Source organism: Bacillus sp. NP247 (assembly GCF_018966865.1).
Taxonomy (GTDB): domain Bacteria; phylum Bacillota; class Bacilli; order Bacillales; family Bacillaceae_G; genus Bacillus_A.
Window position 1 is genome coordinate 4819882 of the sequence record NZ_CP076653.1, and the last position, 15972, is coordinate 4835853.

The 15972-nt window shown below is 35.0% G+C and carries 14 protein-coding genes; 11 read left to right on the forward strand and 3 right to left on the reverse strand.

The features are described from left to right. Positions 1-111 precede the first annotated feature (111 nt). Both KPL75_RS25080 and KPL75_RS25085 read right to left on the reverse strand, forming a co-directional pair. Positions 112-1131, reverse strand: a complete 1020-nt coding sequence (locus tag KPL75_RS25080) for an ABC transporter permease (protein WP_219918278.1) — start codon at positions 1129-1131, stop codon at positions 112-114. Further along, positions 1128-2030: an ABC transporter permease subunit gene (locus KPL75_RS25085; protein WP_002148218.1), complete on the reverse strand. Its 903-nt coding sequence runs from the start codon at positions 2028-2030 to the stop codon at positions 1128-1130. The genes KPL75_RS25080 and KPL75_RS25085 overlap by 4 nt, the downstream gene beginning before the upstream one ends. 512 nt (positions 2031-2542) lie before the next feature. On the opposite strand from KPL75_RS25085, the gene gntK reads away from it, so the two are divergent. The 3 genes from gntK to gnd are packed head-to-tail and all read left to right on the forward strand — an operon-like array spanning position 2543 to position 6360. Further along, on the forward strand, positions 2543-4081 hold the full coding sequence (gene gntK / locus KPL75_RS25090; RefSeq protein ID WP_219921160.1) for a gluconokinase: 1539 nt from the start codon (positions 2543-2545) through the stop codon (positions 4079-4081). Between the two features lie 14 nt (positions 4082-4095). Further along, complete coding sequence (locus KPL75_RS25095) at positions 4096-5445, forward strand: GntP family permease (protein ID WP_219918279.1); 1350 nt, start codon at positions 4096-4098, stop codon at positions 5443-5445. Positions 5446-5463: 18 nt separating this feature from the next. Further along, on the forward strand, positions 5464-6360 hold the full coding sequence (gene gnd / locus KPL75_RS25100) for a phosphogluconate dehydrogenase (NAD(+)-dependent, decarboxylating) (RefSeq protein ID WP_219918280.1): 897 nt from the start codon (positions 5464-5466) through the stop codon (positions 6358-6360). Positions 6361-6432: 72 nt separating this feature from the next. On the opposite strand, the gene KPL75_RS25105 is transcribed toward gnd, so the two are convergent. Further along, positions 6433-6570: a DUF2711 family protein gene (locus tag KPL75_RS25105; RefSeq protein WP_375141011.1), complete on the reverse strand. Its 138-nt coding sequence runs from the start codon at positions 6568-6570 to the stop codon at positions 6433-6435. A gap of 122 nt (positions 6571-6692) precedes the next feature. Here KPL75_RS25105 and KPL75_RS25110 point away from each other — a divergent pair, with 122 nt between their 5' ends. The 8 genes from KPL75_RS25110 (at position 6693) to KPL75_RS25145 (ending at position 15921) form a co-directional block, all read left to right on the forward strand. Next, complete coding sequence (locus tag KPL75_RS25110) at positions 6693-7913, forward strand: glycosyltransferase family 2 protein (protein ID WP_219918281.1); 1221 nt, start codon at positions 6693-6695, stop codon at positions 7911-7913. Between the two features lie 34 nt (positions 7914-7947). Next, positions 7948-9102 carry a CgeB family protein gene (locus KPL75_RS25115; protein ID WP_219918282.1) on the forward strand — a complete coding sequence of 385 codons (1155 nt, stop codon included), beginning with the start codon at positions 7948-7950 and terminating at the stop codon, positions 9100-9102. Between the two features lie 146 nt (positions 9103-9248). After that, the gene (locus KPL75_RS25120; protein ID WP_071745885.1) at positions 9249-9785 is read left to right on the forward strand and encodes an NADPH-dependent FMN reductase; all 537 of its coding nucleotides are present in this window, start codon (positions 9249-9251) and stop codon (positions 9783-9785) included. Position 9786: 1 nt separating this feature from the next. Beyond that, complete coding sequence (locus KPL75_RS25125) at positions 9787-11016, forward strand: MFS transporter (protein ID WP_219918283.1); 1230 nt, start codon at positions 9787-9789, stop codon at positions 11014-11016. Between the two features lie 63 nt (positions 11017-11079). After that, positions 11080-11637 (forward strand): YdcF family protein, encoded by a 558-nt coding sequence (locus KPL75_RS25130; RefSeq protein WP_219918284.1) that lies wholly within the window; start codon positions 11080-11082, stop codon positions 11635-11637. Positions 11638-11817: 180 nt separating this feature from the next. Beyond that, positions 11818-12765: an ABC transporter ATP-binding protein gene (locus KPL75_RS25135; protein ID WP_219918285.1), complete on the forward strand. Its 948-nt coding sequence runs from the start codon at positions 11818-11820 to the stop codon at positions 12763-12765. A gap of 3 nt (positions 12766-12768) precedes the next feature. Next, on the forward strand, positions 12769-14280 hold the full coding sequence (locus KPL75_RS25140) for an ABC transporter permease/substrate-binding protein (RefSeq protein ID WP_219918286.1): 1512 nt from the start codon (positions 12769-12771) through the stop codon (positions 14278-14280). 213 nt (positions 14281-14493) lie between these two features. Beyond that, positions 14494-15921: a basic amino acid/polyamine antiporter gene (locus KPL75_RS25145; RefSeq protein WP_219918287.1), complete on the forward strand. Its 1428-nt coding sequence runs from the start codon at positions 14494-14496 to the stop codon at positions 15919-15921. Positions 15922-15972: the final 51 nt, after the last annotated feature.

Genomic DNA, 15972 nt, shown 5'->3' on the forward strand with positions numbered 1-15972 from the left:
TATGTGTCTAGCAAAGGACATTAAAAAAGTTAGACGGCATAAAAAAGCTGATCCCTGCATTCAACAGGGATCAGCTTTTTTTTAATATTAATGCTGATTAATGAGAAATGATTAAAGGTTCAATTTATTTGCAAACGAAAAAGAATCTTTATTTTTTACAAATTTTTTATGATCTGGAACGGTTTTAATTGCTACAACTTGCGAATCTCTTGCTTTCAGTGCATCTTGAATCCCGATTGTCATAAGCTTAATAAATAGAATCGTAATAAAGAATGAAGCGAGAGTATAAAAAATAATCCACCATGAAAGATTCATTTCATAACGATTTAATCCAATAAGGCCTGCCCAATCATTAGATAGAGAAACAGGTTTGGGCACTCCGTCATAGAGTTCACGCATTTGTATCCCGCCAATTACAATATTAAGCAATGCTAAATGGATAACGAGGATGAGCGTTTGGACGATATGTTCCATAAATAATACAAATAAGCGGTCAAGTAATAAGACTCGTAAGTGTTTTTTGATAATATGAAAACGGCTAGCACCCAGTAATTGTGAACTTAAAATGTAATCTCGTTTCATAAATTCATCAACCTCTGAGGATATATATAAAGAAAGTGTAGGCAGAGCGACGAAAATAAGTACGAGTACTTGATAAAACGTAAATGAAATATTTGGATCTAATCTATCAGCATTTGATGTGATTACAATATTAACGGGCGTGATGAGTATGAATGCGATAAATAGAGTTGGAATATAATAAAAAACTTCTGAGCACGCCTGGAAAAATTTCTTGAATTTTGGAGCATATAAACTTAAGAGGATTCCTATACATGTTCCGCATAAAATTCGAAAGAAGCTAATTGCCACGGCTAATAAAATGGTGAATTTTGCTCCTTCTACAATTTGTAAGAAAACAGACTCTCCAAAACGATCAGTTCCAAAAGGCGGCATTAACGATGGTGGAAAGGGGGCCTTTCCAAGTAATTCGTTATTGTCATTGTAAAGTAACTGAGGAGGTTTTGGGATGTTATCTTTAAAGAACCAACTATAAATAAAACTAGCTGAAATAAGTATGAAAAGATAAGTAAAGCCGATTAAAAAGCGTTTTGATTTCCAAATAGATTTCATAGAGCAGCTCCTTTCAATTGTTTTTGCCATCTATTCATCATAAAAGTGATTATTTGAAAAATAGAATAAAACGGTAAAATAATCATGACGAGTATGATAAATGCAGCAGGAGGTGAAACAAACGCCTTCCTAAATAAAAATTGAATAATGCCTTCCATATTAAAAACAAATTCTAAAATGAATAAGTTAGAAAGTAAGAAAACAAAAATCGTTTTTAAATGGTGAAAGAAATGGATAGATATATTTTTGAATAAATGAATGCATAGTATATAACTTGATGAAAGTCCTTTTCCATATGCAACCTCTACGTAATGTTTTCCATGTTCTTCTTTTATGTATAACACCATCATCCGAAACATTTGTAATGTGGGTAAGACTGCTAAAGATAAAATGGGGAGTAAATAAGCTCGATTTTCATTAAAAGAAATAATGGTGACAGGAGATTCCCCGAATTTCTGAAGTACCCATATGAAAAATATTTGCAAACAAATCATCATCATCATATCAGGGACAGCTTCTAATATGAACACAATTCGGTTTATCCATTTTTTTATATAATCTTTTGCTAAAAAATAAAAAAATGCCATACTAGATGATAGAAAGAGCGCAAGAAAAAAGGCTATAAATAATACAGTAAATGAATATAGGTAAGGTTCTAAAACAGTTGGAAATAATGGTGTCTTTTTGAAACTACCAAATTTCGGGTCTGATCCGATAACTACTAATGATTCAGGGGAGAAAACCTGTTTTAACATAGTAACGATCTGATTAAAAAAATAAATTGGTTGAAAGGTAAATCCTTGTTGAGTGATAAATAAATAAGGTAAATTTAGTAATAGTAAGAGTGATAAAAGAATTGATGAAAGCTTAATTGTGAATTGAGATATTGTATTTAACATTAAATCCCTCCGACATCTTTTTACAACATTATACAATAAAGTTCATATTTTGTTTTGATTTTTCTGAAAAATATAAATACTATTAGATTTTATAGTATGGAACATATATTTACAAGGTAAAAAGTGATAGTAGGGAGCCGTGCTCTATGTCCATCAAGATAAAAGGACTAGTGAACCTAAAGCAATAAAAAGAGCAAAATGCACAAAATTTCCGTATTGGTGGTAATTGCTTTTCAACTCCTTTTTCATGCAAATGAGTAGAAAGTATGGAAGGACAATGTATGTGTTGTTAATGAGAGGAAAAGAGTGTGTTACGAAACGAATATAGTGCGACTTTACCGCACGGAAAAGCTAATTTTAGTATGTAAATGAAATGGAATGAAGGGGTTTATTTTTTTGTAATGAAAAAAATTTTCTTTCTAAAACTTGATTTAAGAAAAAATATTTTATATACTGATTTATGTAAACGGTTTACTAGATCGTATTTTGCTAGAAACGAAGGGAAGATTCGCATGGAAACAAGGGGGAGAGTAATCGGGATTGACATCGGTACCACAAGTACGAAGACGGTTGTGTTCACAGAAAAAGGAAAAGTCGTTGCGTCACATGCAATTGATTATCCAATTATTCAACCGAACGTCGGATGGGCTGAGCAAGATCCTGATGTAATATGTGCCGCTGTATACAAAACTGTAAGCGTTGCCATTAAAAAAGGTAATGTGTTACCAGAGGATATTATTTCAATCGGTATTAGTACAGCGATGCATGCATTAATTGCAGTAGATGAAAACGGTGCGCCGTTAACGCGCTCTATTATTTGGGCAGATAATAGAAGCACAAAGCAATCAGAAAAACTATTACAACAAATGAATGGTCATGACATTTATAGAAGAACTGGTACACCTATTCATCCTATGTCACCACTTTCTAAATTACTGTGGATGAAGGAAGAAGAAACGGAGTTATTCAGAACTGCTTATAAATTTATTTCCATTAAAGAGTATGTCATTTATCAATTATTCTCACGCTATGTAGTTGATCATTCAATCGCATCAGCTACTGGGTTATTTAATTTAGAAACATTAAACTGGGATGAAGATGTTTTAGCTATGTTAAATATGTCACCAGAACAATTATCAACACCTGTACCAACTACATATATTTTATCGGGAATGAAGCCGGAATTAGCACAAAAGATGGGCATTCATGAAGATACTCCAGTTGTTATTGGTGCGAGTGACGGTGTTCTTGCAAATGTAGGTGTTGGTGCAATATCACCTGGCTCAGCTGCAATTACGATCGGGACAAGTGGTGCGGTTCGAACAATTTCATCGAGTGTTAATACAGATGAAAAAGGAAGAACTTTTTGTTACGCATTAACAGATGAGCACTGGGTTATCGGTGGGCCAACGAATAACGGTGGAATATTACTTAGGTGGTTACGTGATGAATTTGGTAGCCCGGAACAAGAGGTAGCGAGGAAGCTTGGGATTGATCCTTATGATTTATTAATTAAGTATGCGGAAAGTGTACCAGCTGGTGCAGATGGATTACTATTTTTGCCGTTTCTATCTGGAGAACGTGCACCCTACTGGAATGCAAATGCTCGAGGTACATTCTTCGGGATAAATCTTCAGCATAAACGAGAACATTTTATACGTGCAGTTATGGAAGGTGTCTGTATGAGTGTATATTCAGTTGCACTTGCAATCCGTGATTGTACAGGGCCACTTACTGAAATACGTGTTTCAGGAGGATTTGCGAAATCTGCATTTTGGAGACAAATGCTCTCCGATATGATGGGAAAAGAATTGCTTGTTCCTGAAAGTCATGAAGCATCTGCGCTTGGGGCAGCGGCACTTGCTTTATATGCGGTAGGGAAAATTGATTCTCTTGACGAGGTGAAGGATTGGATTGATATTGTCCATCACCATGTACCAAATAAAGAAAATACGGCTATTTATTTAGAAATGTTTTATATGTATGAACGACTTTACAATCGCTTGAAAGAAGAATTTGATTGTATAGCTGCTTTCCAACGTAAACAATAGGGGGATTGGGAGAAATGGTAGTTGGAATCGTACTAGCGGCAGTTGTCATACTACTTCTACTTATTACAGTAGTGAAATGGCATCCATTTGTCGCATTAATTTTAACAGCAATCGGAGTTGGGCTAGCAATGGGGATGCCCTTGGTTGCAACTTCACCGCAACATCCAGGGATTATCGATTCTATTAAATTAGGTCTTGGTAATACGTTAGGGTTTTTAGCGATTGTTTTAGCTTTAGGAACAATGCTTGGAAAAATGATGGCTGAGTCTGGCGGTGCTGAACGAATTGCTAACACATTAATTGGGCGTTTTGGGAAAAAACGTGTTCACTGGGCAATGATGTTCGTTGCATTTATAGTAGGGATTCCGGTATTTTTCCAAGTAGGATTTGTACTATTAATTCCGTTAGTATTTACAATTGCGTTAGAAACAGGGGTATCACTTATTACAATCGGTATTCCGCTAGTAGCAGGTCTTTCGGTTGTACACGGACTTGTTCCACCGCACCCAGCGGCTATGGCAGCGGTAGGTATATTTAAAGCAGATGTAGGGAAGACAATTTTATATGCATTAATTGTCGGACTTCCAACTGCAATAATTTCAGGTCCGCTTTACGGGAAATGGATCGGTGCTCGTATACATAAAGAAGTACCATTAGATATAGCGGAGCAATTTATTGAAAGAGATAAGAAGAAAGAACTTCCTAGCTTCGGAAATACATTGTTTACTATTTTACTTCCAGTATTTCTTATGCTTGGTGCATCCATTGCTGAAGTAGCTTTACATAAAACGAGTCAACTTGCACAAGTGTTACACTTTATTGGAGATCCAATAGTCGCTTTATTAATTGCAACGATTTATTCTTTCTTTAGTCTTGGTTATGCAAAAGGATTTTCTAAAGATAAAGTATTACAATTTACAAATGATTGCTTAGGGCCGATTGCAAACATACTGTTAGTAATTGGTGCTGGTGGTGCGTTTAATAAGGTGTTATTAGATTCTGGAATTGGTACTACAATTGCTGAAATGGCGAAAGAATCACATATTTCACCAATATTACTTGGATGGGGAATTGCTGCACTTATCCGAGTTGCAACTGGATCGGCTACTGTTTCTATGATGACAGCAGCTGGAATTGTAGCACCGATTGCAGCAAGTACACCTGGGGTAAATGTTGAACTACTAGCACTTGCAACAGGAGCAGGGTCATTAATTTTATCACATGTGAACGATTCTGGATTTTGGATGATTAAAGAGTATTTCGGAATGACTGTGAAAGAAACATTATTAACATGGACCGCAATGGAGACGATACTATCAGTTGTAGCACTTGGACTAATTTCGTTATTAAATATATTTGTATAGAATGGGAGATTGATTAATATGAAACTAGGTTTAATTGGATTAGGAAAAATGGGATTCCCATTAGCTGAACACTTACATGAAGATAAGCATGAAGTAGTTGTATACGATGTAAATAATGAGCTTGTTGAAAAGGCAGGGGACTTAGGGATTGCTGCACGTCATACATTAAAAGAAATGATCGCTGAACTAGAAGCACCTCGAACAATTTGGGTAATGGTACCTGCAGGAGAAGTTGTTGAGTCAGTATTAAAAGATGTATATCCATTATTAGAGGAAGGCGATATCGTTATCGAAGGTGGAAATTCATTCTATAAGGATACGTTGCGTCGTGCTGAAGAAGCGAAAAGCTTTGGCTTACATTACGTAGATATCGGTACATCAGGCGGTGTAGAAGGAGCTAGATACGGCGCTTGCTTAATGGTTGGTGGAGAAAAAGAGATCTATGATCAATTAGAACCTTTATTTAAAGACTTAGCAGTAGAAAACGGTTATTCTTATGCAGGGCGCGTTGGAAGTGGTCATTTCTTAAAAATGGTTCATAACGGTATTGAATATGGAATGATGCAAGCAATCGCTGAAGGATTTGAAGTGTTAGATAAAAGTGATTTTGATTTCAATTATGAAGATGTTGCAAAAGTATGGGCAAATGGATCAGTTATCCGCGGCTGGTTAATGGACTTAACTGAAAAAGCATTTGCAGATGATCCAAAGCTTGATGGCATTAAAGGTGTAATGAACTCTTCAGGAGAAGGGAAATGGACTGTTGAAACTGCGCTTGAGCTACAAGCAGCGGCACCTGTTATCGCAATGTCATTATTTATGCGCTACCGTTCTCAAGAAGATGATACATTCCACGGAAAAGTAGTTTCAGCACTACGTAATCAGTTCGGTGGACATGAAGTTGTAAAGAAATAAGTAATGTTTTTGAAAAGAAACTTGTGCATAAGCGCAAGTTTCTTTTTTTATATAGTGTAAGAAACTCCTATTTTAAAAATACCAATCAACCATCGTTTTTTTATTACAAATGACAGCTTCAACGTTCATCGATTGAACAATGTATTCTATATGTTCATTTTGTACTGATTGTATCAAATATAAAACGAAGCATGAAGGATGTCTCCACATAAAAATAAGAATAAATAAAATGAAGTTTTCATAAATAGTAAGAGGGTGCTTATGTCATCAGTGTAGCTATGAAATGGTGTTACATATGAGAAGAGCGTGTTAATAAAATATGAGGTGGTTAAATGGGAAATGAGCAGGTGAAGAATGTAAAAGAAGAAAAAAAGTTATGTCTTTGTATGATTGTAAAAAACGAATCTAGAATTATGGAAAGGTGTTTAAATGCAACAAAATCAATTGTAGACTTTGTTTCTATTTGTGATACCGGATCGACAGATAATACACCAGAGATTATTGGAAAATGGTGTGAAGAAAATGAAATACCGGGAACAGTTCATCATGAGCCATTTAAAAACTTTGGTTATAACAGAAGTTTAGCTGTGTCATTAGCGCAAAAAACATATCCAGAAGCAGATTATTTATTAATACTTGATGCGGACATGATTTTAGAAGTTGAGCCAGATTTTGATAAAAGTAGTTTAACTGAAGATCATTACCTTACATTGCAATATGATATTCATATTAAATATTGGCTTACACGCCTTTTAAAAGCTTCTTTACCATGGAAATCAGTCGGTGTTACTCATGAGTATTGGGATATTGATCGTTCCAAAGTTGGAGCGAATTACAATACGAGAGTAGCTAGGTTAGAGACTCTTGTCGTGAATGATCCTGGGGATGGTGGAAGTAAAGGTGATAAATTTGAACGAGATGAGAGGTTGTTGTTACAGGGGATAAACGATCCAGAAACAACGCCCGATTTGCATATAAGATATTTATTTTATTTAGCCCAAACTTATTTTCATTTAAGTCAATTTGAAGATTCGATTAAATGGTATAAAAAACGAGTGGAAGCAGGGGGATGGGTTGAAGAGGTATTCTATTCGTTATTACGAATAGGATTTTGTTATGAACAATTAGCAAATCGTTCAGCCAATAAACAACATGAAGTAACCGATGTGGATGAAAAAGAACAAGTTATGAAGGAAGAAGAGCAATATGTAGCTTTAGCGGTTTATTATTTTCAAAAAGCGTGGGAATATAGACCAACTCGGGCTGAACCATTATATCAACTTGCAAGAATGTATCGATTAAAATCTCAAAATAATATTGCTTTAATGTATGCCCTGCAAGGGAAGGAAGTTCCTTTCCCAAAAGATGATCTTCTATTTGTAGATTATCATGTGTATGATTACTTATTTGACTATGAAATTTCTATAAGTGCTTTCTATATACCTCACAAAAAACATTTAGGTGCAAGGTCACAAAAGTATTTGGAATCGAAAAAAGAAGAGATACCGTTGCATATAGCAAATATAGTAGAAAATAATGCGAAATTTTATTAAATATATTTTCGGTTAAAGGAGTAGTGGAGGAATCATGGAATTAATACGATGGGCGATTGAACTAGGGGAATCGGTGCATGGAAATACGTATGAAGAATTGATGCCACTACTAGATTATTATTATGATCGTGATCATTTAAAAGCGTATTGTATCGCAAATCTTCTTTTAGATATGGATGTATCGGAGGAGCATCGGGAAAGAATCGAATTAAGAAGATGCATTGCTGCTTATTATGCTGGATTATATAAAGTAGCAAGAAAATGTGCAAATGAATTGGTACTTAAACATCCGGATGTAGATTTATATAAAAATAATTTAAGATTAATGGAAGCTTATTTGAATAAAGAATATGATTATTGTCTTTTTATATGCCCGAAGACGTACGGTAGTTTCATAGATGTTGCGCGAGCTTTGAAATGGCGGTTGGAGCAGGAAGGAAATACAGTAATTATATCAGAAACAATACTAGAAAATGTGAAAAATACAATAGTTTTTGGAGCACATACATATGCATATAACCCGAATCTTCTTCCGAAAGATGCAATTATTTATAATTTAGAACAGCTATACGAAGGAAGTCCATATGCGCACCCGCTTTATTTAATATTATTAAAAGATAGAGTGATTTGGGATTATAGTAAACAAAATATAGAATGGTTAAAACAAAAAGGGGTAGGAAAAGAAATAAAACATGTAGGAATGAACTATGCTCCAACTTTGGAAATAAAAAAAGATGCATTTGAAGATGAAATTTCTGAAGATATTGATATCCTGTTTATAGGTGCTCTTAATCCGAGACGGCAGGCTATTTTTGATCAATTAAAAGCAGTTGCACCGAATTTAAATATTGTTTTTAAAAATAATGCATGGGGAATTGTTAGAAATGAGTTGATTGCTAGGTCTAAAATTATATTAAATATTCACTTTTATTTATCAGGAATTCTGGAAACACCTCGAGTTTCTTATGCAGTGGCAAATAAGAAATTTATTATTTCGGAAAATAGTAATCCGGAAGACGAGATAGAGTGGCCAGGGATTGTATTCACTCCGTACGAAAGAATAATGGAAAAGGTAATGAAATATATAGAATTACCAAAAGAACGAAAAGAATTAGCAGAAAAAGCGTATAACCATTTTGAAGCTAATGAAAGCATAGATACACTGGATCATAAAGGTGAAACAAAGTAATTATGTCAAACTCATACGGAAGTATGAGTTCTTTTTTTCGTTTATCATACTATTTTATCAAGGAAGTTCCCTCTTTTTATTGTATTTTGTATAGAAATTTCTGATAATATATAAATATAACTTGAAAACAAAGGGGAGAAATAATTATGAAACTAGTCGTTATTAACGGTACACCAAGAAAATTCGGTAGAACTCGCGTTGTGGCAAAATATATTGCAGAGCAATTTGAAGGGGAGTTATACGATTTAGCAGTAGCAGAATTGCCTTTATATAATGGAGAAGAATCACAACGTGAATTAGAGGCAGTAAAAAAATTAAAAGCTTTAGTGAAAGCAGCAGACGGTGTAGTACTATGTACACCAGAATATCATAATGCGATGAGCGGAGCGCTGAAAAATTCGTTAGACTACTTAAGTAGCAGTGAATTCATCCATAAACCTGTCGCATTGCTAGCAGTTGCTGGAGGAGGTAAAGGGGGAATAAACGCATTAAATAGTATGCGCACTGTCGCTAGAGGCGTTTACGCAAATGCAATCCCAAAACAAGTAGTACTTGATGGATTACATGTGCAAGATGGTGAACTTGGAGAAGATGCAAAACCATTAATTCATGATTTAGTTAAAGAATTAAAAGCATATATGAGCGTATATAAAGAGGTGAAAAAACAATTAGGAGTTGAGTGATATGTCTTCTCTTTATCATGATTCTCGCTTGTATTACATTCTAGGAGCCAATAGTTTATCTGCTATTGGTTCCGGGATTGTAATGATAACGATTCCGTGGTTGCTAATCAAGGAAAGTGGGGGAGAGACAACCTTTGGGTATGTTTCTATCGTTGCAACCCTCATTATGTTTTTATTAACGCCGTTTATCGGGCAAAGCATTGATCATTTTTCAAGAAAATCTTTATTGTTATGTAACGAAGGTATTGGGATAGCGATTATAGGAATGATGGCTATATGGGGATTTACTGGGGAATCATACAATTCTATTCATTACATTATTATTTATATAGCAGGTTCTTTCTATTATCTATTATTCTATCCTACAATTTTTGCATTTAACCAAGAAATCTTTCAAGCAGACCATTATAAAAGTTTAAGTGGCACGATGGAAATACAAGGACAGTTAACACAAGTTATTTCAGGAGCGGCAGCAAGTTTCTTAATTGAAATTGTATCTTTGAAATGGATTTTATTAGTAGATATGTTAACCTTTGCAGGAGCATTTTTTCTTTTTTTATGTATACCGTATGTAAAGAAAAAAGAAGTGAAACGGAAAGTAACATTTAAGAAGCAATTGTTCGAAGGAATTTACTTTATGAAAAAGCGCCCTAAGTTCTTTTGGTTTTTACTTGCCACTTATATGCCGTTTATCGGTGTTATGATGGCAAATTATTTAATACCAGTTTATATTTCAGATATCCTCAAATCTAGTGCCTCTGTATACGCGATAGAAGGTATGATGTATGGTGTTGGGGCTGTTATTGCGGGAATCAGTATTCCAATTTTGATGAAATATGTCAAAACAGAAGTTTCAATTGTTATGACGATGTTCATTTATGTAATTTCAATTACCGTAATGATCATTGAACCGTCCGTAATGCTGTTATATGGACTAGCGATTTTTCATGCGATTGGAAACGCTGGGACAAGAGTGGCGAGAAATGTATTGATGATGGAGGAAATCCCAAACGAAGTAATGGGCCGTGTGGACAGCTTATTTCGCTTAATTGGTACAGGAATACGAATAGTATTATTAATGTTATTTACAGTAGGTGTATCTAAAGTAGGGGTAATGCTCCCATTTTACCTATTAAGCTGTATATTGATCCTATCATTAGGAATCGCTCTTTATTATGTGATATCACAACGTAAAATCGGGACGGATGTTCCGAATAAATCACTCGTTTAAAAAATACTTCTGCCTCCCTTTCTTTTTCTATATAATAAAAAGAAAGGGAGTGTTAACTTATTTATGAACAAATGGATATTACTTATAATCTTATTACTACCGCCACTATACATTATTTATATGACGTTTCGAATGAATAAAGTTGCTCGTGAAAAATTGAGTAATCACTCTCCACATGTTCTTATATTAGGTGCAAAGCTATTTGGAGATAGACCGTCTTTATCACTTCAAAACCGTTTGGATGTAGCGTTGGAATATTTATATTCTCATCCTGAAGTAAAAGTAATTGTTTCAGGTGGTCAAGGGGAAGATGAAGATATACCGGAAGCTCACAGTATGAGAAACTATTTAATGGTACACGGTATAGATGAGAATCGTATTTTAATGGAAGACCGTTCTACAAATACATATGAAAATTTAAAGTTTAGTATGGATTTATTTAATGTAAAACATGCGGTAGTTGTCAGTAATACGTATCATTTATATCGAACGAAAATAATTGCAAAGCGCTTAGGAATGAAGATGGAGGCATTAGCTGCAGAAACACCAATGCGTTCTAAGAAAAAAATGTATGTGCGTGAATATGCTGCTATTATGAAAACAATATTGTTCGACCGTTAGGGCTCAGATGTGAGCTCTTTTTTATCAAGTATAAGCTCGATTTGTATGGGCTAATAACTAGAGAGGGATGGACAAACCCCCCTCTGATTCAAGTTTCACTTTATAGAATAATGCGTATCATTTGTAATGAAGTCCATATTCCATCAAAATAAAGGAAACAACAATAAAGGAGTTGTGTCTGTGATTCAATTTAATCATGTGTCAAAATCGTATGAAGATGGCACAAAAGCAGTGGATTCACTGCATTTAGAGATTAAAAAAGGAGAATTTTTTGTTCTAATTGGTCCGAGTGGTTGCGGGAAAACAACGACAATGAAGATGATTAATCGTTTAATTGAAACGACGGAAGGATCAATTTTAATCGATGGAAAAGATATTCAAGAATATAACATAAACGAACTGCGTTGGAATATAGGGTACGTGTTGCAGCAGATTGCTTTGTTTCCACATATGACAATTGCTGAAAATATTGCAGTTGTCCCTGAAATGAGAAAGTGGAGTAAGGAGAAAATAAAAACGCGTGTTGATGAACTGTTACATATGGTTGGGTTAGAACCAGATGTATATCGTGATCGTATGCCAGATGAATTGTCGGGAGGACAGAAGCAACGTGTAGGTGTCGTTAGGGCATTAGCTGCAAACCCGAAAATCGTTCTTATGGATGAACCATTTAGTGCGTTAGATCCATTAAGCAGGGAACAACTTCAGCAGGATATAGTGCAATTACAAAAAAAGATTCAAAAAACGATAGTATTTGTAACGCATGATATGCAAGAGGCTTTATCACTTGGTGATCGCATTTGTGTAATGAAAGAAGGGAAAGTTGTTCAATTAGATACACCAGAAGGTATTATACATAATCCGAAAAATGAGTTTGTAGAGGAGTTCATTGGAAATCGTGGACGACCTTGGTATGAGGGGAAGAGTATAGAAGAGGTATTGCCGCTAGACAATCGTATACGAGTAGAAGGGAATGCTCTATCTTTACATTCAACTTTACAAGAAGCACTAGTCCGCTTACAAACTGAAGAGTCAGTGCCGGTTGAAGAAAATGGTCAATATGTTGGGGCGTTAACAAGTCGTCATATTGTCAATTACATTGTTGAACAAATGAAGGAGAGAGGCTAAACAGTGACTGATTTTATTCAAACGTTTCAAGAACGAAAAGTAGAATTGTTAAGTGCGTTAAGTGAGCATTTACAAATATCGCTTATTTCATTATTTTTTGCAGTAATCATTGCGGTGCCGCTTGGCATTTTATTAACGAGAAAAGAACGAATGGCTGAATTTATAATAGGGACTTCTGCTGTTATGCAGACAGTACCATCGCTTGCTTTACTTGGACTTTTAATTCCATTAGTAGGAATTGGAAAGCTTCCGGCTATTATCGCATTAGTTGTGTATGCACTATTACCTATTTTGCGAAATACGTATACAGGAATACGGGAATTAGATGAATCACTTATAGAAGCGGCGAGAGCTATGGGAATGAATAGCTGGAGAAGATTATGGAAGGTAGAGCTTCCACTTGCATTGCCAATTATAATGGCTGGTATTCGGACAGCGATGGTATTAATTGTTGGAACGGCTACATTAGCTGCTTTAATAGGCGCTGGTGGACTCGGTAAGCTCATACTACTCGGTATCGATCGGAATGATCATGCGCTTATCATTTTAGGGGCCGTACCAGCTGCGTTACTCGCTTTATTCTTTGATATAGTACTTCGCATGCTTGAACGTCCAAAACGCGCTCCTAAGCGCGTTGTATTGACGATATGTATTGTCATCGTAGTTGTCGTTTCACCATTTCTTTGGAATACACAAAAGAAAGATATTGTTATTGCTGGTAAACTAGGATCTGAACCAGAAATTTTAATTCAAATGTACAAGCAGCTTATTGAACAGGATACAGATTTACACGTAGAATTAAAACCAGGTCTTGGGAAAACAGCATTTGTATTTGAAGCATTAAAATCAGGAGAAATAGATATATACCCAGAATTTTCGGGAACAGCTTTATCTACTTTCGTGAAAGAAGAACCGAAGAGTACAAATCGTGATGAAGTATACGAGCAGGCCCGAATCGGAATGGAAAAGAAATATAATATGATAATGTTACAACCAATGGAGTATAACAATACATATGCACTAGCCATGCCGAAAAATATAGCAAATCAATATAATATAAATACAATTTCTGATTTGAGAAATATTGCACAGGAGGCTAAGGCTGGATTTACATTAGAATTTGCTGATCGTGAAGATGGTTATAAAGGTATGCAAAAATTATATAACTATAAGTTTTTAAATGTTAAAACGATGGAACCGAAACTACGCTATAGCGCAATTCAATCGGGGGATGTTAACGTAATCGATGCATATTCAACAGATAGTGAATTAGAGCAATATGGACTTAAAGTACTAAAAGATGATAAAGGGTTATTCCCGCCTTATCAAGGAGCACCATTATTAAGAAAAGAGACGTTACAGAAATATCCTGAACTTGAAAAAGTACTGAATAAATTATCTGGAAAGATTACAGATGAAGAAATGCGAAAAATGAATTATGAAGTAAATGTGAATGGTAAAAGTAGTGAAGAAGTAGCGAAACTATTTTTACAAAAAGAGAATTTACTTCGTTAATTTTACAAGAAATATACAAATTTATATGTTTGAAATGACCGCTCATTACAAAATGAGCGTTTTTTTTGTGCATACTTATACATTTTTTCAAAAAAGTATTCCATTTTTCTTCATTTTCTTTTAGAATAAGTAATGTTTTCCTGAAAAAATATAAGAGAAACGTCTATTAGAGAAAAAGGTGACTTTAATAGTTGAACGAACATAACACCTAGAATGACAGATGGGGTGGTACAAATAGAAAAGAAATTAGGGTTTTTTCCGTTAATCGCATTAGTAGTTGGAACGATGGTTGGTGGCGGTGTTTTTAGTTTACCGCATGATTTAGCAGTAGGAGCAAATAGTGGTGCAACGATAATTGGTTGGTGTATTACAGCAATGGGAATGATTCCACTTGCGCTCGTATATCAAACGTTAGCAAGACAAAAACCGGAGCTTGAGGGCGGGATTTATAGTTATGCACGAGCTGGATTCGGTGAGTATATTGGTTTTAACAGTGCGTGGGGATACTGGTTGGCAGGGATTTTAGGAAATGTCGCAACAATTATGTTACTGTTTAGTACATTAGGTTATTTCTTCCCGATTTTTAAAGGCGGAAATAATGCTGCGTCTATCATTGGTGCCTCTCTTTTATTGTGGTCACTTCATTTTCTTATATTATTTGGAATTCGTGAAGCTTCCATTATGAATGTTATCGCAACAATTGGGAAATTAGTTCCGATCGTATTATTTATTGTCGTGATGGTAACAGCGTTTCGCTGGGATACATTTGCACATGACTTTTGGGGCGAAGGAACTATCTCAGTTTCCTCTGTACTAGGTCAAGTGAAAAATACAATGCTCGTAACCCTTTGGGTGTTCATTGGGGTTGAGGGAGCAGTTGTATTATCAGGAAGAGCTAAAAATAGCAGAGACGTTGGAAAAGCGACAGTACTTGGACTTATTTTAGTAATGTCTATTTATATTTTAATTTCTGTTCTGTCAATGGGGGCCATGACAAGAAAAGAACTTTCAGTATTAGAGACTCCTTCGATGGGACATGTATTAGAACATGTTGTTGGGCCATGGGGTGCAATGGCAATTAATATTGGATTAGTTGCGTCACTTGTAGGTACATTAATTGGCTGGTTTTTACTTGTTTCTGAAATTTCTCACGTAGCAGGAAAAGACGGCGTGTTTCCGAAAGTCTTTACGAAAACAAATAAGAAGCAAACGCCGCATATGGCATTATGGATTTCAAATATCGTTGCCCAAACTATATTTATAATCGTTCTGTTTTCACAATCGACATATCAAATTATGTATTTCATTGCGTCAACATCAATTTTATTACCGTATTTATTATCAGCGCTATTTCAATTGAAATTAGTCATCACGAAAGAGCTGAAAGTTGCGAGAGTAAAAAATGGATTGTTAGCATTAATTGCTTCCCTATACTCTGTATGGTTAATTTATGCAGCTGGTTTAAAGAATTTATTACTTGTTTCGATTGTATATGGAATCGGGATTATCGTGTACATGTTTGCAAGAAAAGAAAAAGGGAATCGTTGTTTTGTAGGTATAGAGAGATATGTGATGTGGGCAATTGTTATTGCAGCTATCACATCACTTTATATGTTACTGACAGGAACTATAAAAATGTAAAAGTCCTTTTAATTTAAAGGGCTTTTTTCCTTGTCTAGAGAATATTTAATA